Below are 22,450 nucleotides of genomic sequence, written 5' to 3' on the forward strand. Positions count from 1 at the left end.
CGCGATCATGCTTGAACAACTGGGCAAGTACCGCATCGACAGCGTGCTGGGCAAAGGCGCCATGGGCACGGTGTACAAGGCATTCGACCCGAATATCGCGCGTACCGTGGCGCTCAAGACCATCCGCAAGGAGCTGTTTGGCGACAGCCAGCACGCCGAGTTGGTCAGCCGCTTCAAGAACGAAGCCCAGGCCGCCGGCCGGCTGATGCATCCCAATATCGTCGGTGTGTACGACTACGGCGAAGACGAAGGCTCGGCCTACATCGCCATGGAGTTCGTCGAAGGCACGCCGCTCAATACCGTGCTCGCGGCGCAGACACCGCGCGACCTGAACCACAGCCTCGGCTGGATGCGTCAATTGTTGTCGGCACTCAACTATGCGCATTCCAAAGGGGTGGTACACCGCGATATCAAGCCGGCCAACTTGTTAATCACCGCCGAAGGCCAGGTCAAGGTCACCGATTTTGGTGTAGCCCGCCTCGACTCGTCGACCCTCACCCAGACCGGTTCGATGATCGGCACGCCCAGCTACATGTCGCCGGAGCAATTTTGCGGTGAATTGATCGACGGCCGTTCCGACGTGTTCTCCGCCGGCATCGTGCTGTATCAACTGTTGACGGGCGAGCGCCCGTTCTCCGGCTCCGCGACCATGGTCATGCAACAGATCCTCAACCAGACCCCAGTGGCGCCGTCGAGCCTGAACCTGGCGCTCGACCCGGCACTCGATGCCGTGATCGTGCGCGCCCTGGCCAAGCGCCCGGCTGAACGCTACCCGTCGGCCCAGGCGTTTCTCGATGACCTGGAGGCCTTGCTCGGTACCACCATCGGCACCTGGATCAACGCCGAGATCGACGACGACCGCACCGTACTGATGCGCCCGAACCAGCCGCTGAGCAGTGGCGTCAATCACTTGCCAACCGCCACGGGCGCGATGACCGAGGCGGTGGAAACCCTGACGCCCTGGAAGCTGGCGGTGATGCCTGAACTGGAGTCGTTGCTGTCCCATCAGATCGGGCCACTGGCGCGTTTTCTGGTGCGCAAGAGCCTGACTGGCACCGATGACTTCGACGCGATTTGCGCGGCGCTGTTGCCGCATATTCCTTCCGAACGCGGTCGGGAGCAGTTCGCCAGCGCCAGCCAGTCATTGTTCCAGCGCCTCAACCCGGCCACAGCCGCGCCCCTCGCCGAACCTACGGCCATCGAGCCGCCCGCCGCGGTGACTGAAGTCACACCGGCACAGGTCGACACGCAATTGGCGCAAATGGCCGAGCGCCGCCTGGCCGTGTTGATCGGCCCTATCGCCCGCATCGTGGTCAGCCGCGCCCTGCGCGCCACCGCCCAGCATCCGCCGTTCCTGCACCTGCTGGCTGCGCATATCGAGAGCGAGGCCCAGCGCCTGGCATTCCTCCAAAGCTTTGAGCCCTTGCCATGACCGACTCCCCACTCAGCGCCTGCGGGCCATATTGTCTGGCCTCGGCGGTTGCCTACGGGATCAGTGATGTGGGTTCGGTGCGCCAGAGTAATGAAGACAATTTCCTCGTGGAACCTGCTCTCGGGCTGCTGGCCGTGGCCGATGGTATGGGCGGCCACGAGGCCGGTGCACTGGCCAGTGCGCAAGCGCTGATCAGTCTGCGCCAGGTCCTTAGGGCTGCTGGCGCCGAGCCTTCAGGCATCGACAGCGATCCGGACGCCACCTTGACGGACCCGACCATGCAAGCCGCTGGCAGGCTGCACACGGCCATCGACCATGTGAACCAGTGCGTCTACCAACAGAATGTGGCGCGCCATATGAGCGAAGGCAGTGGCATGGGCACCACCCTCACCGGTGTGTGGCGCCCGCAACCCGATGGGCCGCTGCTGGTGTTTCATGTGGGCGACAGCCGTTTGTACCGCTATCGCGACGGCGAACTGAGCTTGCTGACCCGCGACCAGACCTGGTACCAGCAAGCCCTCGAAGCCGGCAAGGTCGACCGGCTGCCGGCGCGCAACCTGCTGCTGCAAGCCATTGGCCCAGGGCCCAAGGTGGAGCCGCAAGTGCGTGTGCAACCGGCACAGCCGGGCGACCTGCTGATGCTGTGCAGCGATGGCCTGCACGGTTGCGTGCCACACCTGGAGATGGTTCAGGTGCTGAGCCTGGCCCGCCGCGACACGCTGGATACCGCGTGCCAACGGCTGGTGGGCCTCACCCGCGAGTACGCCGGGCGCGATAACGTCACTGTGCTGCTGGCCTGGTTCGACCGCTGAGCGTGTTCACGGCCACTTGAACATATCGTCCACCGGCACGCGGTAGCCGGTGGCCAGGCGGTTGGTCTCGTTGGCCATGCCAACCACAGCCTGCAGCTCACCAAACATCTCGTCGGTCATGCCGGCCTTGCGTGCGGCGGCGGTGTGGGAAGCAATGCAGTACGGGCAATTGTTGGTCACGCTGACCGCCACATAGAGCAGCTCCTTGGTCAACGGGTCGAGTGCTCCCGGTGCCATGATTTCCTTGAGGCTTTCCCAGGTGCGGCGCAACGTCGGCGGGTGGGCGGCCAGGCATTTCCAGAAGTTGTTCACCTGGTCGACCTTGCGCGTTTGCATGATGTCGTCGTAGACCGCACGCACTTCAGGGCTGGCGTCGGCGTATTCGGTGAGGTGTTGGGTCATGGTCGTTCCAAGGCTGGCATAAAGCCTCTGGAATACCGCGCCGCGCCTGTTGTTGGCAAGTGAAGCCTGTAAGCGAGAACCACAGGCTTAGGGTTTGGGGTATTCGTGACGTGTGGTCAAGAGTCCTTTTCGCAATCGACGGTTTTTCCGAGTGAACGACGGGCGGATACTCGAATCCATTGTTCACACCCTCTCTGGAGTTACTGATGTCTATCCCCACCCAAAACGTCCCCGCCTTCGGCCTCGGCACCTTCCGCCTGCAGGGCCAAGTGGTGATCGACTCCGTGAGCACCGGCCTGGAGCTGGGCTACCGTGTCATCGACACCGCACAGATCTACGAGAACGAAGCCGAGGTCGGTCAAGCCATTACCGCCAGCGGCGTAGCGCGTGATGAGCTGTTTATCACCAGCAAGATCTGGATCGCCAATTTCGCCGAAGGCCAGTTGATCCCGAGCCTGCGCGAAAGCCTGCGCAAACTCAAAACCGACTACCTCGACCTGACATTGATCCACTGGCCATCGCCGGAAGACCAAGTGCCGGTTGCTGAATTCATGGGCCAGTTGCTGGAAGCCAAGCGCCTGGGCCTGACCCGTCAGATCGGCATTTCCAACTTCACCATCGACCTGATGAAGCAGGCCATTGCAGCGGTAGGCGCCGAGAACATCGCCACCAACCAGATCGAGCTGCACCCCTATCTGCAAAACCAGAAGGTCGTGGATTTCGCCACCGCCCATGGCATCCAGATCACTTCGTACATGACCCTGGCCTACGGCGAAGTGCTCAAAGACCCGGTGATCCAGCAGATCGCCGAGCGCCATCAAGCCACACCGGCGCAGGTCACGCTGGCGTGGGCCATGCAGTTGGGTTACGCGGTGATCCCGTCGTCGACCAAACGCGCCAACCTGCAAAGCAATCTCAAGGCCCTGCAACTGACCTTAAGCACCACCGATATGGCGCAGATTGCCGCCCTGGAGCGTGGCCATCGTTTGACCAGCCCAAAAGGCATCGCGCCGAAGTGGGACTAAACCCCGGTCAGCGGTTTGCGCGATAACTCCCGCAACCATGGCAACACCCGCAGGCCCGTCGTGGCCTCGGGTGGGTCGATGATGTCCATGAAGTGTTCGAGGTTGACGTTGTCCGGAACGCCCGGCAACCGCACCAGCACCCCAGGCTTTGTGCCACATGGCTTGCCCAGGTCCTGATGGTCATAGAGCAGCACATGACGCGCCTGTGGCTGCGGCCCGCAGGCCTGCGCCGCCAGCCCCGCATTCATGATCAGCACATCGAAGGGCTCGGCCGGGATAGCGGTCAGTATCTGGACTTCCTGGTAGGTTTGCACCGGCACGATCCGGTGGTAACCCAACCGATTAAGCATTTTTTCGATGTGCAGTCGTTGCAGGTGTTGTTCATCGGCAATCAGGATAGTCAGTGCTTTGTTCGGCATGGCGAACCCCTGGGCTGGCAGCGCTCGTCAGTGAGCCTGGTCCATTTTCCAGACATATGCCGAAGACAAAATCAGGCATGTTCCCCCTTCATGTAGGAGTTCTCCCAAATCCACCGAATGCCCCTCAACTGCCGTCAGGCCTGCTTGTAATATTCACCCATGTGCTGATGCAAATCACCAATCGCCACGTCTATCGCCACAACTGCGGCGGCCAATGCGCTGCGCTCCTGGCGTTCACACACCGCTTCCAGCGTTTCGCAGCTGGCGATCAATGTCTGGGCCTTGACCATGCGTGCCCCTCCTTTGACGCGGTGTGCAAGGTCGTGCAACTCACCAAAACTGTGCTGGCGTTGCAGCGACGCCAGCATCGCGCGGTCCACCTCCAGGCTGTCGAGCAACGCGCTCAGCAGCTCCTTGAGCGCCGCGCGATCATCCCCCGTCACCACGGTCAACGCTCTCAAATCAAACCCCGGCTCAGCGGCGGTTGAACCCGGGCTGAGCGCATAGGCGCCCAGCGCCGAGCGCAAATCCTCAAGCCCGGCAGGCTTGAACAGGCAGCCATCCATGCCCGCCTGCCGGCAGCGCTCGGTTTCTTCCGGCTGGGCATTGGCGGTAAATCCCAGCAGCAGGCAGGCGTGCAAACCTTGCTCACGCTCTTGCGCGCGGATCTCACGCGCCAAGGCATAGCCATCCTTGAGGGGCATATTGCAATCGGTGATAACCACATCAGGCCGGTGGGTTTGCCAGCGTTCAAAGCCTTGGGCACCGTCTTCGGCGGTGATAATGCGATGCCCCAGGAAGTTCAGTTGCCGGGCCAGCAGCAGGCGATTGGCCGGGTAGTCATCCACCACCAGGATGTCCAGTACTCGTGTGGGCCGGGTGGGGGCCGGCGTGGCCGAATCCTCGTCCACTACTGCTGCCGTCCTGGCCAGCGTCAGTGCCACGTCCACGCGCGTCCCCTGCCCCAACGCACTGCTCAATTGCAGCTTGCCCGCCATCATTTCGCACAGTGTGCGGCTGATCACCAGCCCCAGGCCCGACCCACTGCGCGCCGATTGCTCGGTATTGCTGCCCTGGATAAAGGGGTTGAAGAGCCGCTGCTGATCTTCAGCGCTGATGCCGATGCCAGTGTCTTCTACCCACAAACTGAGGTTCAACTGGCTGGAATCCGACCCCAGCCCACAACGCCCGCCCATGCGTACCTGGCCCTGATGGGTAAACTTGATGGCATTGCTCAGCAGGTTGGACACCACCTGTTTGAATCGCAACGGGTCGATCAACACCGCGCAATCCATCTGCGGGTCAAGCTTCACCTGCAGTGCCAGGCCCTTCGCCCGCGCCAGCCCTTCGAATACCCGCGCCACCGACGTCAACAGTTCATGGGGGTTGGCGGGCTCCAGGGCCAAAGACAGATGGCCGGACTCGATCCGGGCAATATCCAGAATATCGCCGATCAATTCCAGCATGCCGTGGGAGGCCACTGAGGCTACTTCCAGGGCATCGCGGTCGGCACGCCCCTGTTCGGCATTGGCCAACGCCAGTTCGATCATGCCGATCACCGCATTCATGGGGGTGCGAATTTCGTGGCTCATGGTCGCCAGGAACGTGGTCTTGGCGCGGTTGGCGGCGTCGGCGTCTTCCTTGGCCTCCTGCAACTGACCCAACAGCCGCTGGCGCTCGCTCACATCGACCCAACCGGCAATCATGCCGACGACATTTTCGTCGCCGTCACGGTACGGCAGCATCCAGTGGTAGATGGTCAACACCTTGCCCGCGGGCAACCTGAGTACCCGATCATGAATCTGCGGCTCGCCCCGCTCCATCAACCGCAAGTAATCCTCGTGGTACGACTGGGCCTGCGGCGGGTTGCCGGTATCGGTTTCGATGACCGTCTTGCCGATCACTGCTTCCAGCTTGAAGCCAAAGACATCCAGGTACGCACTGTTGCACGCCATCAGCCGGCCCTGGCGATCACGCACGTAGATCGGGTGCGGCGTACCGTCGATCAGCACGCCCATAAAGCGCATCTGGTCGCTCAACGCCCGTTCCGCCTGAGCCCGCTTACGGATCAGACTGCGCAGGTAAATCGCCCATCCCAGGGTAATCAGCAGCAATATCACCGCCAGGCCGAACCCTTGGATAATCGCACTGCGGTGGCGTAGCCAATGGTCTTCGATGATGACATCGGTGCGCCATTGGCTGACCAGCTCATCCATTTCCTGAGGCGGGATGCTCAGCAACGCCTTGTCCAGTATCGAGTACAGCTCCAACTGACCCCGGTTGACCCCGAACGTCATACGCACGGGTTCAGAGCCGACGGTGCTGCTCACTTGCAAACGGTCGCGGTACTCAAAGGCGATCAGGTAGCGCGCATAAATCAATGAACTGACGGCCCCCTCTGCGCTGCCGTTAGCCACCAGGGCCATGGCATCCGTAGGGTTCTTCGCCTCGACGAAGTGGATACCGGGATAGTCACGGTTGATGATCTCACGCAGGGCGTTGCCGCTGGGCAGCGCCAGACGCTTGCCCAGCATATTCTCCAAGGTCAGGGTGCCTGGGTCGTCGCTGCGGGTGACCAGCACCAGCGGATTGGTCAGATACGGCCGTGTAAAGCGCACCTGATCAGAACCCTCGATGCTAGGGGAAACCACCGCCATCATGTCCGCCCTGCCCGAACGGACCGTCTCGATTTGCTGGGGCATCGAGCCGCCTGGGACTACATCGAACTTCAAACCGGTGCGCAGGCTGATCCGGGTCAGAACGTCGGCACTCAAACCCTCTGATCGCCCCTGCGCGGTGAAGGATGCCAACGGCAGCATCTGGTCGGACGCCACCACCCTGACGCGCGGGTGTTTCTCCAGCCAGCGTTGCTCGCCGGTACTCAGGTGCAGCCGTTCGGCCCCCAGAAAACCAAGGTTGCCAGCACTCCAACGGCGCAATATATCCAGCTGCTGGTTACCCGGAATCGACCTCAGCGCGCTATTGATAATGCGCAGCATGCGGATGTTGTCGCGGGCCACCGCAAACGCGAACGCGTTGGACTCCAAGGTGGAAAAATCCGCCAGTTGTACATTATTGAGGTGGTTGCGGTTGATCTGATAGTGGGCGCTGATGGCATCTCCGAGGTAGACATCGGCGCGACCGAAGGCCACGGCACCGATGGCTTCGAAAACCGACGCAAACAGCTCCACATGGGCCTTGGGGTAAAAAGCTTCGACCACATCGGGCGGCATATAGTGATAAAGCATCGCCACACGCTTGCCGGCCAGGTCGACACTCAGGGATTGGGTGTCACCGGTGCGAGTGACCAGCACCGGCTGATCATTGGCATAGGAACGCGACAGGACCAGTTGTGGGTCCCCGGCTTCAAACCCATTGGCCGAACCGAGGAAGTCGATGGCGCCGTGTTTGAGCGCCTCGATCACCTCATCACGGGTGTCATAGCGGCGCACTTCAACGCTGACATTCAGCGCCTGGGCGAGCAGCTTTGCGTAGTCGGCCGTCACGCCCTCCAGTTCGTCGTTGTTGTTGGTCAGTTCGAAAGGCCCGTAATCCGGCGCGGAAACCCCCATCAACAGCGTGCGCCGCTCACGCAGCCAGTGCCAGTCAGCTTCGCCCAGCACCACGGGCGGGCTATTCCCATCAAGGCTTGCATGCCCCAACAACCGTACGGTGTGAGGCTCATCTAGGGCAATAGCGAACATCGGCAGCAGGCTCATCGACAACGCCATGATCAACCACCGAACCAGGGCAAGGATCATAGGGAGTCAGATCAGGTGATTACGCTGGGCAAACTTGGCCATGTGCACCACGGATGTCATACGCAGCTTCTCCTTGAGCCGGGTTTTATAGGTGCTGATAGTCTTGTGGCTCAGCAGCATATCTGCAGCGATTTTGTTGTTGTTGTAGCCCAGCGCCAGCATCCTCAGCACGGACAGTTCACGATCCGAAAGCAACTGCACCAACTCATGCTCAGTCGCCTGCAAGTCATCACGGCGTACCGAACTGCTCGGCAGGCTGGGGAAGCAGTTGTAGTTGGACATCACCGCCCTGATCGCTTTTTGCAGTTCCTCCAGCTCCCCCGTCTTGGCGACAAACCCCATGGCACCGGCACGCATGCACCGCGTGGAAAAAAACTCTGGCAGAAACGACGTCAGTACCAGAATTTTGCACGGCACACCCAGCGCCTTGACCCGGCTAATCACTTCCAGCCCACCCAGCTTTGGGATGGCCAGGTCGAGAATCATCAAGACTGGGCGTCTCTCTCTAACCTTCTGAAGCGCGTCCGCCCCCGTGCCGGCCTCCTCGATGTCAGTGAAGCCTTCGCACTTGAGCAAATGCCTGACCATTGCCCGTATAAACGGATGATCGTCCACAACCAACACGGTCCCACTACCTAACGGTTTGCTCATATCACTACCCTGAAAAGAATAAGTACCCTTACACATCACACGGGACACAGGTACCTGTGAGAAATAACAGTTCCGACCAGCGGACGGACTTCACTCAGGCGAATAGCCAGGCCAAGCCTGGCCCCTTTCGATCGAAAACATGCCGAGCACGTATCGCCAAACCGTTACCACCGTCTGGCTGCAAGTGCGCAACCTTAACAACGAAATGACGTTTAGACCGAAGGGGCAATCCCATTCACATGTAGGACTTTTCCTCGCAAGACAGCCTTTGCAAGCGCTTGCTAATCGGTGGTACTCGGGCTCCAGAACGCCTGTACCACCAGGGTCGAGGTGGAAATTCGCGCCACCAGCGCGTCCAGTTCGTCGCCGTCTACTGAAGTGGCCACCAGGGTCGCCTCGATCTCCACTTCTTCGCTGCCGAACGGCCGCACGTCAACGTCGCTGGCCGGGTAGTTGCAGCGCGCAAGCTCGGCTTCCAGCAGCACCATCACCGCCTGTTGCTGGCTGCGCCGGGCGATGACATAGAGGATGTTGGTGACCTCCGCCGACACCACGTCCAAAGGCTGGCGGTTGATGTTATTGACGATCGGCCGTAGCAAGGTATTGGCCGCCAGCACAAACAGCGTGCCCAGCAGCGCTTCGAGGATCAGGTCGGCCCCGGCACACGCCCCCACCGCCGCCGATGCCCAAAGTGTGGCGGCGGTGTTGAGCCCCCGCACATTGCCTTCTTCACGCATGATCACGCCAGCGCCCAAAAAGCCGATGCCCGAGACTACGTACGCGACCACCCGCACCGCACCTTCCGCGCCGCCAAGGCGGTTGGCCATGTCGACAAAAATCGCCGCGCCCACCGCCACCAGCACGTTAGTGCGCAAGCCCGCCGTGCGTTGGCGGTACTGGCGCTCAAAGCCGATCAAGCCACCGAGGATAAACGCCGCGGTGAGGCTGACCACGGTGTCGACCAAAGAGTTGAGGTTGATGTTGTTGATTGCCTGCATAAAAAATCTCCATGACTGCCGCGCATGCAAGAAACCTTCGTGCAGGTACGACCCACTGCACCGCGCCCGTTGTTAAGGCACAGACAGCTTGGCTCGCCCACCGTAAATGGCAGGCGCGTCCGTAGCATCCTGATAGATTTCAGGTGCTGGTCAGCGTCGATGAGAGGGATGCAGGCAGGTGCCAGGACTGGCCGCTGCCGGGATGCCGCTTCTCGCTTGGTGGCGAGACAACGGCATCAGGAAAAATGCGCGTTACCTTGCCAAGTATGTGCCGGTTACCGAAACCGGCCGACGACTGTCACTCGAACAAGTACCCACTGAGGGTCTCCGCTATTGATGAAAACGCGCGGAGTTTACGCCGCGTTTTCGAGGGAGTAAACCGTAGGAGAATTTACCATAGGGGTTTAGGTGGATTGTTCAGGGTGAGTTCAGCAACTGTTTTTTGGGTCACGCCGAAGATCAACTGTGGGAGCTGGCTTGCCTGCGATGGCGGTCTGTCTGCTGGAGGTTTATTGCCTGATACTGCGTCATCGCAGGCAAGCCAGCTCCCACAAGGAGTGTGCACGTCCGCTATTACGGCATATCGGGCCGATCCCGCTCAACCCGTTTCAAGTACTCGTCCATCTGCCCACCTGCCAGCGGCTTGACCTGAATAGACACCCTGTTGACCTGCCGTCCCATCCTGATGCCTTCACGCGTGCGCACCTGCACATACCCAAGCTTGGGCCAGAAGCGCTCGGCCTTGGTATTGCCGACCACCACCGTCAACCGCAGCCACTGGGCACCGTTGCTCACCGCCCACGCTTCAAGATCGGCATGCAATTGTCGCGCGAACCCGGCGCCATGCAGGCGCGTATGCACCAGCAGCAAACCGATATGCCACACGCCGACGGCCAGCAAGTCGGCCGCGATGTTCACGACGGCGGCCAGTTGGTCCTGCGTATCGCGATAACCCAGCCAGTACATCCGGCTGCAACGCCAACCTGCCGGCAACTGACCCTGTAACTCTTCGTGCGCTTCGGTCGGTGTGGCCGGTTCACCATTGACCGCGATGAAATACTCGGGTGCCTGGTCAAAAAAACACTGCAGTTCGGCCGCGTCACCGTCGTGCAGTTCAACCACTCGAATACCTTTGAGTGCGCAATCAACCTCCATGTTTACTTCCCCTTCAATCGTCGCGCGTCAGCACTTCCAGCAACTCGATTTCAAAGCGCAGATTGCTGTTGGGCGTGATATGCGCGCCCATCGAACGCTCGCCATAGGCCAGGTGCGCCGGCACAAACAGTGTGCGCACGCCACCCACCTGCATGCCCATCAAGCCCTGGTCCCAGCCCTTGATTACGCGCCCGGTGCCGATCACGCACTGGAACGGCTTGCCGCGCTCCCAGGACGAATCGAACACGGTGCCGTCTTCGAGGGTGCCGGTATATTGGGTGGTGATCAGCGCCCCCTTGACCACGGCTTTGCCGGTGCCCAGGCGGGTGTCGGTGATCTGGAGTTCATCGTTGCTCATGGGGCTCTCGTTGGATGGGTCAGGACTGGGGTTTTCCCAGAATAAAATGAGCTTGGCAAGTGCGCCCTCGCCACGCCCTTATGCCGATCGTTCCCACGCTCTGCGTGGGAATGCCGCCTGTGACGCTCCGCGTCACCCTTGTGCAAGGCTTGAACCTTACGCTGGCAGCCGGACGCGGAGCGTCTCTGGATGCATTACCACGCGGAGCGTGGGAACGATCAAAAAGGCGGAATTAGCGATATTCCCCTTTAATTTGCAGGACGTTTCCGAGAGAATCCCGAGCGCTTGCGCCGCTCAACTTACATGGCTAGTCTGCGTCGGTCACTGCCATTCAGTGATTCGGGGTTTGGTAGACCACGAGTGATTAGGCGCTAAGCGCCTCCTTCTGCAAGGCGCTTTTTTTCGGCCCTGCGTTATGGCGGCCGTGCGTAGGGCACCTTCGGGTGCACCGGGTCCTAATCACCGGTCTACCAATCTGCGCACGGTCACCACCCTAAAGTCGTTTGGTAGCGATGGTGGTGACATTCCAGCTTTGGTTAGGAGTTGAAACCATGGACAAATTAGTCCCTGCACCACCCGCATCAGAACCGCACTTCTTCACCACCACCCAAGATCTTAGCTTTGAAGACGCCCTGGCACATGCCAGCAGCGTACTCCGTTGCGCAGCTGTCGCGGCGCAGACGGCGAGTGATCATCTGGCCGGTGATACACGCGCCTTGGTGATCTCGGTATTGCACTTGGTGGACATGGCCAGTGTGATGGTCGACCGATCATTGGAGTGCATGCAGCCACACTGAGTAACTCTTGTGGCGAGTGACCTCTGATCGCTCCCACGCTCTGCGTGGGAATGCCGCCTGTGACGCTCCGCGTCACCCTTGTGCAAGGCTTGAACCTTACGCTGGCAGCCGGACGCGGAGCGTCTCTGGATGCATTACCACGCGGAGCGTGGGAACAATCAGCCGATCGTTCATTACAGCCAATGCCAGAACCGGCTCCAGAAACCTCGGCCCAAATCATCCTTGCAGCGCGCATATTGCGCCGCATACATCTGCGAGCGCGCCTGCACCTTGCTCGCCACCGGCGGCAGCCAGGCTTTGGCCGCATAGGTGCGTTGGCGATAGCCGCCCCAGCCTTCGTGGTAGTTCAGGTATTGGCCGTAGGCGTCGTATTTGTAGACGCCGTTGATGGTGTAGGTCTTGTCCATGTACCAACCCACAAAGTCGATGGAGTCATCGAAATCCTGACGGCTCGCACCGCTGCGGCCGGTGCTCTTGCGGTAGTCGTTCCACACTTCATCCTTGGCCTGGGAATAGCCTTCGGCGGTGGACACGCGCCCCCAGGGGATGATCCACAGCAGGTATTTGCGCGGGGTCTTGGCATCCTGGCGGAAGCCCGACTCTTGATACATGATCGCGAACGGCACCTGGATCGGCACGCCCCAGCGCTTTTGCGTGACCTTTGCGGCGTCGTACCAGTCGTCTTTTTCACGGAAGATGCCGCAGATGTCGTTTGGCGTGCGTGGCGGCGAAGTACCGCACGCCGCCAACAGGGAAGTGAGTAATAACAGTCCGACAGCTTTGCCTGCGCTCAAGGGGCACCTTTGCGTGATACACGTAAAAAGCCGGTATTTTACGCATTCATTCGAGAGCAGGGGGTAGCGAGTTCACTCCATAATCGGTGGGAGCTGGCGGCGTCCATGCCGCACGTTCTCAGCTTAAGCCAACGGCACGCGACGCGTGGTCAGCGCGGTACGACCCACAAAGAAGCTCAAGGCTGCGCCCAACAGCAACATCGCCAAGGTGCTCCAGGCCGCACGGGACAGCTGTTTAGCCGCTACTTCACCGGCTTCACGGGCTTTCTGCTCGGCTTGCTGCTTGAGCTCATCAACCTTCTGCATGGCTTGCTGATAGGCCTGGGCATAGTTGTCGACAATCTGCGTGGCTTCGGCTTTGCTCTTGCCGGTACGGGCGGCCACGATGTTGACCAGCGCGTCTTTATCCGCTGCATTCAACGCAGGCTCGCCGGAGGCTTTGACGCGTTCGAACCACTGCTTCAACTCATCACCGGCCTGTGCAGGGTTGGTCGCGGCGTCCTTGGCCGATTGCTTGCCGTCAGCGGCAGCCTGGTCGGTTTTCTGCTCAACGTTGGCCGGGTCCAATTCAGGCTTGCCGCTTTGCTTGAGCAGGGTGTCGAGCTGGCCTTGCAGGCTGTTCCAATCCAATTGGATGCCTTGCTCGTTCAACTGCTGCTTGATGCTGTTGCCGATCCCAGGCGCAGCAGCGGCGATACCACTGCCGGCGGCGGACAAGCCTTTGCCCACCACATTACCGGCGGTGCCGACCACGCTGGCGGCCAGGCCAGCCAGCAGCCAGGTGGTGAGCAAGGTGGTGAAGGTCCAGGTCAGTAAGCCGTGCAGGCCGCCACGGTCCGGTGCAGTGCGCCCGGCCACAAAGGCGCCGAGGCCGACCGCCACCAGGGTCGAGACAAACAGCCAGATCCCGGCGCCGGTGCCGAAGCCGCTCAGGGGGTTGCCCGCTTCCATCGGGTTGACTGCACTGGCGCCGATGGCCGTGCCCAGTACGCTGAGCACCAGGTAGGTCACCAGGGCAATTGCACTACCGGCCAGCACAGAGCTCCAGGACACGCGAAACGGTGAACGGTTGGTTTCATAGACAGTTGTCATGATTAATCCTTTGAGTGGTTGACCGTATCAGTCTGGCGAGACCGTTGCCGGCCGTCCCCGCTCAAATGCACCAGAGCATCTGGTGCATTCGCACCCCGCAGCGGGCACTCTGTGTGCACTATCCTGAGGGCTGGGTGTCGTACCCTTCATGCGCCCATCCCCGGAGAAACCATGACCCAGGACGTTCTTGCCAAAGAAACCAATCGCCGCCAATTGCAGCAGATCATCTCCGGGTTATCGGACGGTGTGATCCTGGCCGAAGTCGACCAGACCATTCTGTGGGCCAACGAAGCCGCGCTGACCATGCACGGGGTCAGTGAGGTGGAGCAGCTGGGCGCCAATACCGAGCAATACGCCAAGCGCTTCGCCTTGCGCTATCGCAACAACCACCCCTTGCCGCTGGACAGCTACCCGCTCAGCCGAATAGCCGCCGGTGAAGAATTCAGCGATGTGGTGGTGGAAGTCACCCCCGCCGCCGACGAGGACCGCAGTTGGGTGCACCGCTTACGCAGCCTGGTGCTGACGGACGCCCACGGCGAGCCGGAGCTGTTGGTGCTGATCCTCAGCGACGCCACCGAGTGGGCCAGCGCCGAGCAGCGCTTCGAAAAAACCTTCAACGCCAACCCGGCGCCTGCAGTGATCTGCCGCCTCAGCGACCTGCGCTACATCAAGGTCAACCAGGGTTTTTTGGAGATGACCGGCTACAACCGCGACCAGGTCATCGGCAAATCCGTGTATGAACTGGACGTGCTGGAACAGGCCGACCGCAAGGACCTGGCCATCCAGCGCCTGGGCGAAGGCGCAACCATCCCGCAGATGCAGGCTGAGCTGCGCCTGCCCGAAGGCGGCAGCAAACTGGTGATCGTCGCCGGCCAGCCGTTGGACATGAACGAGGAAGACTGCATGCTGTTTTCCTTCACCGACCTGGAACCACGGCGCAAGGCCGAAACCGCCTTGCGCCAGAGCGAAGAACGTTTCGCCAAATCCTTCCGCCTGACGCCGGTGCCGACCCTGGTGTGCAACGCCGCCAACCGGCAAGTGGTTGACATCAACGAAGCGTTCATGAACATCACCGGTTACACCAGTGAAGAACTGATCGGCAAGAACGTTGAGGACATCAACTTCATCGACAGCGCCCCCGCCTGCACGCAGTTGTTCACCACCCTGGAAAAGGCCGGCAACCTCGAAGGCCAGGACCTCAAGGTGCGCAAGAAAGGCAACGAGGTGATCGACTGTGTGGTCTCCGCTGACACGGTGATCATCGAGGACGTGCCCTGCTACCTGCTGGTGCTGATGAACATCACCGAACGCAAACGCTCGGAGCTGGAGCTGGTGGCGGCCATCGAGGAAGTGATGCAGGACGCCTCCTGGTTCAGCCAGACCCTGATCGAAAAACTGGCCAACGCCAAGAGCGTCAACAGCCCCAACCTGCCGAACGTGGCCTTCACCGACCTCACCGCCCGAGAGCGTGATGTGCTGGGTTTGATCTGCGAAGGCCTGGCCGACAAAGAGATCGCCTCGCGCCTGAAGCTTGCACCCAACACCGTGCGTAACCATGTAGCCACGGTGTACTCCAAACTCGGTGTACACAGCCGCAGCGCGGCCATTGTATGGGCCAGGGAGCGTGGCTTGTTTGCCGGCGAACTGCGCGTCAAAAGCAAACCATAGAGTGCAAATGCACTAGTGCGACCAGTGCAAATTCGCCTTATTGCACTGGCGCGTGCTGCTTAACCTTGAGGAGTGGGCGCAGGGCCTTTGGTCCCGCGCCGTAATGGTTTGATCTCTTCCAAGGAAAGCACGATGAAAAGCGAACAAGTCAAAGGCGCCGTAGAAAAAGTTGCCGGCAAGGCCCAGGGCTTTATCGGCGACCTCACCGGTGATGAACAATTGCACGCTGAAGGTGTGGCGCGTCAGGCGGCAGGTCAACTGCAGCAAACGTACGGCGACGCACTGGAGACCGTTGGTGATTTCGCCAAAAACAAACCCCTGACTACCGTGGCTGTCGTTGCCGGTATCGGTTTGCTTGTGGGCCTGTTGCTGCGTCGTCGTTGAGGAGGCCGAGGCCCATGTTTACCCTCTCTCAATTGCGCAACTGCATCGAAGAAGGTTTATCACCGCTGACCTGCGAATTCACCCTGTGCCGGGACGCGTCCCTGACCCTCAAGGTCTACGACGCCGAAACCGGCCGGGTTGACCTGGTGGTGACAGGCATCAGCACCAACCGGCTGCAAACTGCGCAAGAAGTGGCCAAAATGGTTGAAGAGTTGCGCTACGAACTGCAAAGCAACAACGTCGGCAAGCTCACGCTGGATGACTTGCCTTCAACGACGGCCCAATGAAAATCAAAAGGTGATGGGTGAGGTAACGCGACCGCTGTGGCCGGTTACCTTAACGCCAGCGCGAGGAAAACAGACCGATCAGCGCTTGACGGGGGTGATCTCAAGAATGGTGCCGTTGGTGGTTTTGAGCAGCACAAACTTGTCCCCGACCCGCGCCCATTGGCTGTCTGCCTCCGGCTGCTTGAGGCCGCGTTTTTTCCAGTCGCTGACCGCTGATTCCTTGCGCATCAGGATATCCGGGGCGCGATCACCTTCTTTTAGATCCCGCGTATTGATGCTCGAAGGCTGCACGGTTTCCTGGGGTGTATCACCGGCCTGCACGACAAAGCTGGCGGTGGACAGGCCAGCGGTGAGTAGCAGGCAAGCGGCAAAAGTCTTGGACTTCATGGGTGCTCCTTCAATGAATGATGCGTACCCAGGTTCCGACCGCAGGCGCATGGAATCATTCAAGTTTGTATCTTTCCTGTGGCGAGGGAGCTTGCTCCCTCGCCACAAGGGCTCTGAGCCTATAACCAGGCTGCGTCCCAGAGCGGATAATCGCCGATATGTTCCACCAGTCCCGCTCGCAGTGGGTTGCCAATGATGTAGCGTGCGATCTTAATAAGATCCTGCTCGGCGCGCGCCGCACGATCATGGTATCCGCTTTGCCAGAAAGCGCCCCGTGCATGGCAGGCTCGATTGATGTTCAACGTACTGCGCGACTTCACCCGCTTCACCACTTGTGGCAACGTTGCGGTTCTTAGTTCAAACAACCAATGAAAATGGTCTGGCATGATGACCCAAGCCAAAGAATTGACCAGTTCGAGGTCATGAGCCTGTTTGAACTCTGCCACTAACAACCGCCCCAAGCGAAAATTGGCAAACACCGGGCGGCGCTGATAAACCACGGCAGTTACCAAATAAGCTCGGCCCGCCTCGGAATAACGACCACGTCGCAATAGATGAGAATTGGGTTTCTGAAGCAATCCTTTGCCCCCGATTGAATGAATGATCCATTCACCCTAGCAAGCCACAGCAATACCTCCGTTCAATTCAGTTTCCCAATATGTCCACCCCCTGGGGCGAGGGAGCTTGCTCCCGCTGGGCTGCGCAGCAGCCCCAAAAAGGCTGGCCGAGTACCGCCTGAACCAACGCGGTGGGTCGATTGGGGCTGCTGCGCAACCCAGCGGGAGCAAGCTCCCTCGCCACAAAAGCTGTGCCACATCGATTGCCAACGTGAAATAAATCCTGTAATTTTTCATGAAATTTCTCGTCATAAATTTCATGAACCAACAACAAGAACTCGACGCCCTGGCCGTGCTCATCCACGACCTGCGCAAGCACAAGAAACTCACCCTCGCCCAACTCGCGCAAAAAATCGAGCGTTCGGTAGGTTTCCTGTCCCAGGTCGAACGCGGCCTGTCGCGCCCTACCGTGGCCGATCTCACTGCCATCAGCCACGCCTTGGATGTGCCCACCACCTACTTCTACAGCCTGCCCAAACCCAAGGCGGTGGACTGGGTCACGCGCCCCAATGAGCGGCGCACGGTGTATTACGCCAACGGCATCACCGACATTCTGGTCTCGCCCAGCATGCACGGCGCCTTCTCGATGCTCGACAGCCTGTTGGCGCCCGGTGCCAACAGTGGTGAGCAAACCATGAGCGACCGCGCCGAGCAGGCCGGTTTTGTGCTGGAGGGCGAGTTGACGCTGTGGGTAGAGGGCGAGACCGATTCGGTCACCCTCGGCCAAGGCGACAGCTTCCACCTGGCCAGTTTCGCCCATTGCCGCTACGCCAACCTGACTGATCTGCCCGCCCGCGTGTTGTGGGTTTACAACTAGGAGCAACACCCGTGAAAAGCCAATCCTCCACGTTGCTGGCCGAAGTACGGACCTTTCGCCAGAACCACCCCCAGGTGCGTTATGTCGACCTGATCGCCCTGGACATTCCCGGGCATTTCTACGGCAAGCGCTACCCGGTGGAGATGCTCGAAAAAGTCGCCGCCGGCGGCCCGTTGAAGCTGCCGCAAAATGCGGTGCTGCTGGGCGCCCAGGGCGGGTTGTTCAAGATTGGTGACTATTGCTTTCACGACGGCGACCCGGATGCCAACCGGCGCCTGGTGCCGGGTACGCTCAAGCCGGTGAGCTGGGAAGGCCAGCCGCTGGGGCAGATGCTGATCACCTCGGATGGCACCGACGCCCCGATTGAATTCGAACCCCGTGAAGTACTCGCCAGGGTACTGGAGCGCCTGCAGCACAAGGGCATTCACCCGGTGGTGGCGTTTGAGCTGGAGTTTTACCTGTTTGATAAAAAACTCGACGACGGCCTGCCGCAATTCGCCCGCGACCCGCGCAGTGATGACGCTGACGACCAGCCCAGCCTGCATATCGAGCGGTTGTCGCGCTTTAGTGAAGTGCTCGACGACATGGCGCAAACCGCCCAGGCCCAAGGCATCGACATCACGGTGATCACCGCCGAACTCGGCCCGGGCCAGTTCGAGATCAACTTCGGCCACTGCGACGACGGCCTGCGTGCCGCCGACTGGGCCGCGCTGTTCTGCCGCAGCACCCGTGGCGTGGCGCTCAAACATGGCTACCGCGCCAGCTTTATGGCCAAGCCTTACCTGCAATTTCCCGGCAGCGGCATGCACGTACATGTCAGCCTTTACGACGCAGCGGGCAACAATTTGCTCGCCGCCCATCAGCAGCAACCACTGCGCCACGCGGTGGCCGGCTGCCTGGAATTGTTGCCGCACTGCATGCCGATCTTCTCGCCCAACCACAACGCTTTCCGCCGCTTGGGTGGCACCGTGAACGCGGCTACTCGCGCCAGCTGGGGCTTTGAAGACCGCGACGCCTGCGTGCGTATTCCCGAGTCCGACCCGCGCAACCTACGCATCGAACACCGCCTGGCCAGTGCCGACGCCAACCCCTACCTGGTGCTGGCAGCGATCCTGGCAGGCTTGGAGCATGGCCTTGAAACCAGGCAAGAACCCATCGCGCCGCTGAACGAGGACCGTAATAGCGGCGCCGACTTCCCTCTGGAAATGCTCGACGCCGTGCGTGCCATGCAGCATCAAGCGGTGTTGCGCGATAAGCTGGGCGCCGAATTTATCGACGTGTACTGCGAAAACAAACGCCAGGACCACCTGGCCTTTCAACAAGAGATTAACGCGCGGGAATACCGCTGGTTTCTCTAGCCATGGAATCAACGATGACCGACCAAAGCGCCCCGGCCCTCAAGGAAATCTTCAACGTCAAACGCCTGCAACACATCGCCAGTGAAATGACCGCGGTGTACCCGGCATTTGACGCCAAAGGCTTTCTAAAGCACGCCAAAGCCGGGCTGGCCGAGTTGTCGGTGATGCAGCGCATGGCACGGGTCAGTGAGAGCCTGCATGCGGTAATCCCACTGGATTATGCGCAAACCCTCAAGCTGCTGTACGCCCTGGCTCCGCGCCTGAACAGTGCATTTGTATGCCTGTTCCTGGCGCACTACGTAGCCAGTTACGGGCAAAGTGACTTCAAGCGCTCCATGGCCGCGCTCAAACACTTCACCACTTTTGGCTCGGCCGAGTTCGCGATTCGCCCGTTCTTGTTGAACGACTTCGAGCGCACCCTGGCCGTGATGCAGCAGTGGTCGCTGGACGCCAACGAACATGTGCGCCGCCTCGCCAGTGAAGGCTCGCGCCCTCGCCTGCCGTGGTCCTTTCGCTTGGCCCAGGTGCAGGCCAACCCGCAGCTGTGCGCCCCGATCCTGGATAACCTCAAGGCCGACAGCAGCCTGTATGTACGCAAATCGGTGGCCAACCACCTCAACGACATCACCAAGGACCACCCGGACTGGGTGCTCAGCCTGATCGAAGGCTGGAACCTGGACAACCCGCACACGGCCTGGATCGCCCGGCACGCCTTGCGCAGCCTGATCAAACAAGGCAATACCCGCGCGCTGACGATCATGGGCGCCGGGGCCAAAGCCGAGGTGAACATTCACCACCTGAAAGTCACTCCGGCGGTGATCAACCTGGGTGAGCGCATCAACCTGTCTTTCAGCCTGGAGTCCACCGCCACCGCCGCGCAAAAACTGGTGGTGGACTACGCCATCGACTACGTAAAAAGCGCCGGCCACAGCGCGGCAAAGGTGTTCAAGCTCAAGGCCTTTACTCTCGGAGCAGGCGAACATCAGAGCATCCGCCGCGAACAACATATCCGTGAATTGACCACACGCAAGCACTACCCCGGCAAACATTGGGTGCACGTGCTAGTGAACGGGGAAAAGCTCGCCAGTGCCGAATTCGAACTACTAAAACCATGATACGAATCAAACAAAAGGCTCTATTACGGGCCTTTCAGCCATATTAATTGTCAGACAATCCTGGTCTTTGTTGTTGCGATCCATTATCATCCGCCGCCTTCTCACTACCCGTCGGGTAGTTGTTCCACTGTGTCACCCGAGGCGCCCATGTACCGTTTGTACCGTTTGTACCGTTTGTATCGTTTTTCGTTTCACTGCCCCTTGCTTGCCCTGAGCCTGGGGCTGGTTTCCCACTGTGCCAATGCCGCCCTGCAACCCATGGCCGAAGCCCCCCTGGCCAGCGACACCGAGGTGCATTGCCACTTCAACCGCGACGCCAGTACCGACTGCACCACCACCCAGCACTACACCATCCTCAAGCCCAACGGCCGCGAAATGCTCTCGCGCATCGACTTCGATTACGCCGAAGGCGACAGCTTTGAAGTGATCAGCGCGCAATCCACCCAGCCTGGCGCCAAGCCGGTCGCGCTGGACGCCGCACAGATCGACACGCGCACCGCGCCCAACCCGGACCAGGGCTTCAGCCGCTACAAGCAGACATCCCTGGCCTTCCCGAACCTGCGTATGGGCACAAAAATTCGCTTCACCGTACGTGAGCGGCGCGCCGCCAAACCGCTGGTGACCCAGTTTCACTACGCCCTCATGTTTGGCCCCAGCGCGTTCCGCCGCGACCACGTGAAAGCGCGCTTTACTGCCGAACGGCCAATCCAGTGGCGCAGCGAGTTGTTCGACGGCTTCAAGGTGACGGCATCCGCCAACGGCAAGACCCTGGACGTGGTGCAGAAAAAGCCGACCTATCTCAATTACATCAACGAATCCTCCAGCGCCGCGCTGCAACGCATCCCGCGCCTGGAAGTGGGCAGCGCCCTGGACCGCCAGGCGTATTTCGGTGATTTCGCCCAGCGTTACAACCAGATCCTCGGCGCCAACCTGCCGGCGCAAGCGGCCGCTGCCGTCGCCGCCGCACGCAACCTGGCGCCGGCACAACAGGTCGAAACGCTGATGCAGCACATCAACGACCACTACCGCTACCTGGGCGACTGGCGCGCTACAGAGCGCGGTTATGTGCCGTTCAACCTGGCGGAAATCGAGCAGCATGGTTATGGCGACTGCAAAGACCTGGCGATCCTGCTGACCGCAATGCTCAAAGCCAGCGGCATCAAGGCCGAGACCGCCTGGGTCAGCCGTGGCGACGTAGCGTTCTCATTGCTGATCCCTGGCACCAACGCGGCGAACCACGCCATTGTGCGTGCCGAAGTCGACGGCCAGGTCTGGTGGCTCGACCCGACCAACCCGGTGTTCGCCCCCGGCCAGACCATGCCCGACATTCAGGACCGCTGGGTGCTGGTCAATGATGCTCAGGGCCAGGTACGCGAAGAACAGACCCCGCTGGAACGCCCGGAAACCACCCTGCGCCTGGACAAAAAAGTACACTTCGACAAGCAAGGCAATGGCGCCACCCAGGCCACCATCACCTTCAGCCGCCTGCCGCTGATGCAAATGAGCGTCGCCGACCGCCAACAAGGCACCACCGCTACCGACCAGAACATCTGCGGTAACTTCGGCAACGAAATCAGCGACTGCAAAATCACCCGCCAGCCCACCGCTTTCGTGGTGCACGACGGCTATACCGTCAACGCCAGCATGAACGACCAGCGCGCACTGGAAAAGCTCGCAAACGACTACGTTTATACCGACGAGTCACTCAAGGGCCGCTGGGACGGTTTCATCAACTATCGCCGCTATGATCAACAGGCTGATCTTTACCTGGGCAACCCGCAAACCTACGACTACAGCTTCACGCTGACCGGTGGGCAAATGGCAAAAGCCATCCCCGGCTGCCAGGTGCGCTCGCCATGGTACGACCTGGATCTGGACGGCAAGCTTATGGATAACGGGCTGCAGTATCACTATCGCCTGAGCCAGAAAATACGCTGGCTGACCCATGCTGAAGTTTCCAGCGAGGCGTTTGGCAAGATGATCGACGAGGCGCGTGCGTGTACCGAGCAGGTGCATCAGGTGGTGAAGCTCTAAAAACTCACTGACACAACACAGAACCAATGTGGGAGCGGGCTTGCTCGCGAAAGCGGTGGATCAGTTAATACATCTGCTGACTGACAC

At 60.4% G+C, this 22,450-nt stretch carries 22 protein-coding genes; 11 read left to right on the plus strand and 11 right to left on the minus strand.

Annotated elements, in window-relative coordinates:
* Positions 1-7: 7 nt before the first annotated feature.
* Together ACTD9P_RS02920 and ACTD9P_RS02925 are read left to right on the plus strand one after the other, a co-directional pair.
* Complete coding sequence (locus tag ACTD9P_RS02920) at positions 8-1,432, plus strand: serine/threonine-protein kinase (protein WP_438866614.1); 1,425 nt, start codon at positions 8-10, stop codon at positions 1,430-1,432.
* A complete protein-coding gene (locus ACTD9P_RS02925; protein ID WP_438866615.1) occupies positions 1,429-2,244 on the plus strand; it encodes a PP2C family protein-serine/threonine phosphatase in 816 nt (271 codons plus the stop codon). The genes ACTD9P_RS02920 and ACTD9P_RS02925 overlap by 4 nt, the downstream gene beginning before the upstream one ends.
* Positions 2,245-2,250: 6 nt before the next feature.
* On the opposite strand, the gene ACTD9P_RS02930 is transcribed toward ACTD9P_RS02925, so the two are convergent.
* Positions 2,251-2,646 carry a carboxymuconolactone decarboxylase family protein gene (locus ACTD9P_RS02930; protein WP_058420656.1) on the minus strand — a complete coding sequence of 132 codons (396 nt, stop codon included), beginning with the start codon at positions 2,644-2,646 and terminating at the stop codon, positions 2,251-2,253.
* Between the two features lie 206 nt (positions 2,647-2,852).
* Here ACTD9P_RS02930 and dkgB point away from each other — a divergent pair, with 206 nt between their 5' ends.
* Positions 2,853-3,671, plus strand: coding sequence for a 2,5-didehydrogluconate reductase DkgB (gene dkgB, locus ACTD9P_RS02935; RefSeq protein WP_438866616.1), 819 nt, complete (start codon positions 2,853-2,855; stop codon positions 3,669-3,671).
* On the opposite strand, the gene ACTD9P_RS02940 is transcribed toward dkgB, so the two are convergent.
* From ACTD9P_RS02940 to ACTD9P_RS02965, 6 genes are all read right to left on the minus strand, one after another.
* Complete coding sequence (locus ACTD9P_RS02940) at positions 3,668-4,090, minus strand: ANTAR domain-containing protein (RefSeq protein WP_438866617.1); 423 nt, start codon at positions 4,088-4,090, stop codon at positions 3,668-3,670. The genes dkgB and ACTD9P_RS02940 overlap by 4 nt on opposite strands.
* A gap of 134 nt (positions 4,091-4,224) precedes the next feature.
* Positions 4,225-7,851, minus strand: coding sequence for a transporter substrate-binding domain-containing protein (locus tag ACTD9P_RS02945; RefSeq protein ID WP_438866618.1), 3,627 nt, complete (start codon positions 7,849-7,851; stop codon positions 4,225-4,227).
* A 6-nt stretch (positions 7,852-7,857) separates the two neighbouring features.
* The gene (locus ACTD9P_RS02950) at positions 7,858-8,502 is read right to left on the minus strand and encodes a response regulator (RefSeq protein ID WP_438866619.1); all 645 of its coding nucleotides are present in this window, start codon (positions 8,500-8,502) and stop codon (positions 7,858-7,860) included.
* Positions 8,503-8,783: 281 nt separating this feature from the next.
* Positions 8,784-9,500 carry an MgtC/SapB family protein gene (locus ACTD9P_RS02955; RefSeq protein WP_159955324.1) on the minus strand — a complete coding sequence of 239 codons (717 nt, stop codon included), beginning with the start codon at positions 9,498-9,500 and terminating at the stop codon, positions 8,784-8,786.
* 573 nt (positions 9,501-10,073) lie between these two features.
* On the minus strand, positions 10,074-10,655 hold the full coding sequence (locus ACTD9P_RS02960; protein ID WP_438866620.1) for a GNAT family N-acetyltransferase: 582 nt from the start codon (positions 10,653-10,655) through the stop codon (positions 10,074-10,076).
* A 13-nt stretch (positions 10,656-10,668) separates the two neighbouring features.
* Positions 10,669-11,013, minus strand: a complete 345-nt coding sequence (locus ACTD9P_RS02965) for an FKBP-type peptidyl-prolyl cis-trans isomerase (RefSeq protein WP_017138994.1) — start codon at positions 11,011-11,013, stop codon at positions 10,669-10,671.
* A gap of 551 nt (positions 11,014-11,564) precedes the next feature.
* Here ACTD9P_RS02965 and ACTD9P_RS02970 point away from each other — a divergent pair.
* Positions 11,565-11,810, plus strand: coding sequence for a DUF6124 family protein (locus ACTD9P_RS02970; protein ID WP_017138993.1), 246 nt, complete (start codon positions 11,565-11,567; stop codon positions 11,808-11,810).
* A 173-nt stretch (positions 11,811-11,983) separates the two neighbouring features.
* Here the strand turns inward: ACTD9P_RS02970 and ACTD9P_RS02975 are convergent, their stop codons facing one another.
* Complete coding sequence (locus ACTD9P_RS02975) at positions 11,984-12,604, minus strand: transglycosylase SLT domain-containing protein (protein ID WP_017138992.1); 621 nt, start codon at positions 12,602-12,604, stop codon at positions 11,984-11,986.
* Between the two features lie 123 nt (positions 12,605-12,727).
* Entirely contained in the window at positions 12,728-13,696 is a 969-nt protein-coding gene (locus ACTD9P_RS02980) for a hypothetical protein (protein ID WP_065911365.1), read from the minus strand.
* Between the two features lie 171 nt (positions 13,697-13,867).
* On the opposite strand from ACTD9P_RS02980, the gene ACTD9P_RS02985 reads away from it, so the two are divergent.
* The 3 genes from ACTD9P_RS02985 to ACTD9P_RS02995 all read left to right on the plus strand — a co-directional run bounded on the left by ACTD9P_RS02985 (position 13,868) and on the right by ACTD9P_RS02995 (position 16,035).
* Complete coding sequence (locus ACTD9P_RS02985) at positions 13,868-15,364, plus strand: PAS domain S-box protein (RefSeq protein ID WP_438866621.1); 1,497 nt, start codon at positions 13,868-13,870, stop codon at positions 15,362-15,364.
* Between the two features lie 132 nt (positions 15,365-15,496).
* The gene (locus tag ACTD9P_RS02990) at positions 15,497-15,748 is read left to right on the plus strand and encodes a CsbD family protein (RefSeq protein ID WP_438866622.1); all 252 of its coding nucleotides are present in this window, start codon (positions 15,497-15,499) and stop codon (positions 15,746-15,748) included.
* A 14-nt stretch (positions 15,749-15,762) separates the two neighbouring features.
* Positions 15,763-16,035 (plus strand): DUF1652 domain-containing protein, encoded by a 273-nt coding sequence (locus tag ACTD9P_RS02995; protein WP_017138988.1) that lies wholly within the window; start codon positions 15,763-15,765, stop codon positions 16,033-16,035.
* Between the two features lie 78 nt (positions 16,036-16,113).
* Here the strand turns inward: ACTD9P_RS02995 and ACTD9P_RS03000 are convergent, their stop codons facing one another.
* Entirely contained in the window at positions 16,114-16,422 is a 309-nt protein-coding gene (locus ACTD9P_RS03000; RefSeq protein WP_200434110.1) for an RcnB family protein, read from the minus strand.
* A 119-nt stretch (positions 16,423-16,541) separates the two neighbouring features.
* Entirely contained in the window at positions 16,542-17,000 is a 459-nt protein-coding gene (locus tag ACTD9P_RS03005; protein WP_438866623.1) for an REP-associated tyrosine transposase, read from the minus strand.
* A 298-nt stretch (positions 17,001-17,298) separates the two neighbouring features.
* On the opposite strand from ACTD9P_RS03005, the gene ACTD9P_RS03010 reads away from it, so the two are divergent.
* From ACTD9P_RS03010 to ACTD9P_RS03025, 4 genes are all read left to right on the plus strand, one after another.
* The gene (locus tag ACTD9P_RS03010) at positions 17,299-17,856 is read left to right on the plus strand and encodes a helix-turn-helix domain-containing protein (protein ID WP_438866624.1); all 558 of its coding nucleotides are present in this window, start codon (positions 17,299-17,301) and stop codon (positions 17,854-17,856) included.
* An 11-nt stretch (positions 17,857-17,867) separates the two neighbouring features.
* A complete protein-coding gene (locus tag ACTD9P_RS03015; protein ID WP_438866625.1) occupies positions 17,868-19,214 on the plus strand; it encodes a glutamine synthetase family protein in 1,347 nt (448 codons plus the stop codon).
* Positions 19,215-19,228: 14 nt separating this feature from the next.
* Positions 19,229-20,329 (plus strand): DNA alkylation repair protein, encoded by a 1,101-nt coding sequence (locus tag ACTD9P_RS03020; protein WP_438866626.1) that lies wholly within the window; start codon positions 19,229-19,231, stop codon positions 20,327-20,329.
* A gap of 174 nt (positions 20,330-20,503) precedes the next feature.
* Positions 20,504-22,363, plus strand: coding sequence for a DUF3857 domain-containing transglutaminase family protein (locus ACTD9P_RS03025; protein ID WP_438866628.1), 1,860 nt, complete (start codon positions 20,504-20,506; stop codon positions 22,361-22,363).
* Positions 22,364-22,450 lie beyond the last annotated feature (87 nt).

The sequence above is a fragment of the Pseudomonas onubensis genome, from assembly GCF_965653655.1.
GTDB lineage: Bacteria > Pseudomonadota > Gammaproteobacteria > Pseudomonadales > Pseudomonadaceae > Aquipseudomonas.

Bases quoted from the DNA above. Each gene is read 5' to 3' on its own strand.
- ACTD9P_RS02920 (WP_438866614.1), top strand. From the start codon at position 8: ATGCTTGAACAACTGGGCAAGTACCGCATCGACAGCGTGCTGGGCAAA.
- ACTD9P_RS02965 (WP_017138994.1), bottom strand. From the start codon at position 11,013: ATGAGCAACGATGAACTCCAGATCACCGACACCCGCCTGGGCACCGGC.
- ACTD9P_RS02945 (WP_438866618.1), bottom strand. From the start codon at position 7,851: ATGATCCTTGCCCTGGTTCGGTGGTTGATCATGGCGTTGTCGATGAGC.
- dkgB (WP_438866616.1), top strand. From the start codon at position 2,853: ATGTCTATCCCCACCCAAAACGTCCCCGCCTTCGGCCTCGGCACCTTC.
- ACTD9P_RS02970 (WP_017138993.1), top strand. From the start codon at position 11,565: ATGGACAAATTAGTCCCTGCACCACCCGCATCAGAACCGCACTTCTTC.
- ACTD9P_RS03010 (WP_438866624.1), top strand. From the start codon at position 17,299: ATGAACCAACAACAAGAACTCGACGCCCTGGCCGTGCTCATCCACGAC.
- ACTD9P_RS02960 (WP_438866620.1), bottom strand. From the start codon at position 10,655: ATGGAGGTTGATTGCGCACTCAAAGGTATTCGAGTGGTTGAACTGCAC.
- ACTD9P_RS02930 (WP_058420656.1), bottom strand. From the start codon at position 2,646: ATGACCCAACACCTCACCGAATACGCCGACGCCAGCCCTGAAGTGCGT.
- ACTD9P_RS02985 (WP_438866621.1), top strand. From the start codon at position 13,868: ATGACCCAGGACGTTCTTGCCAAAGAAACCAATCGCCGCCAATTGCAG.
- ACTD9P_RS02950 (WP_438866619.1), bottom strand. From the start codon at position 8,502: ATGAGCAAACCGTTAGGTAGTGGGACCGTGTTGGTTGTGGACGATCAT.
- ACTD9P_RS02955 (WP_159955324.1), bottom strand. From the start codon at position 9,500: ATGCAGGCAATCAACAACATCAACCTCAACTCTTTGGTCGACACCGTG.
- ACTD9P_RS02925 (WP_438866615.1), top strand. From the start codon at position 1,429: ATGACCGACTCCCCACTCAGCGCCTGCGGGCCATATTGTCTGGCCTCG.
- ACTD9P_RS02980 (WP_065911365.1), bottom strand. From the start codon at position 13,696: ATGACAACTGTCTATGAAACCAACCGTTCACCGTTTCGCGTGTCCTGG.
- ACTD9P_RS02990 (WP_438866622.1), top strand. From the start codon at position 15,497: ATGAAAAGCGAACAAGTCAAAGGCGCCGTAGAAAAAGTTGCCGGCAAG.
- ACTD9P_RS03000 (WP_200434110.1), bottom strand. From the start codon at position 16,422: ATGAAGTCCAAGACTTTTGCCGCTTGCCTGCTACTCACCGCTGGCCTG.
- ACTD9P_RS02940 (WP_438866617.1), bottom strand. From the start codon at position 4,090: ATGCCGAACAAAGCACTGACTATCCTGATTGCCGATGAACAACACCTG.
- ACTD9P_RS03020 (WP_438866626.1), top strand. From the start codon at position 19,229: ATGACCGACCAAAGCGCCCCGGCCCTCAAGGAAATCTTCAACGTCAAA.
- ACTD9P_RS02995 (WP_017138988.1), top strand. From the start codon at position 15,763: ATGTTTACCCTCTCTCAATTGCGCAACTGCATCGAAGAAGGTTTATCA.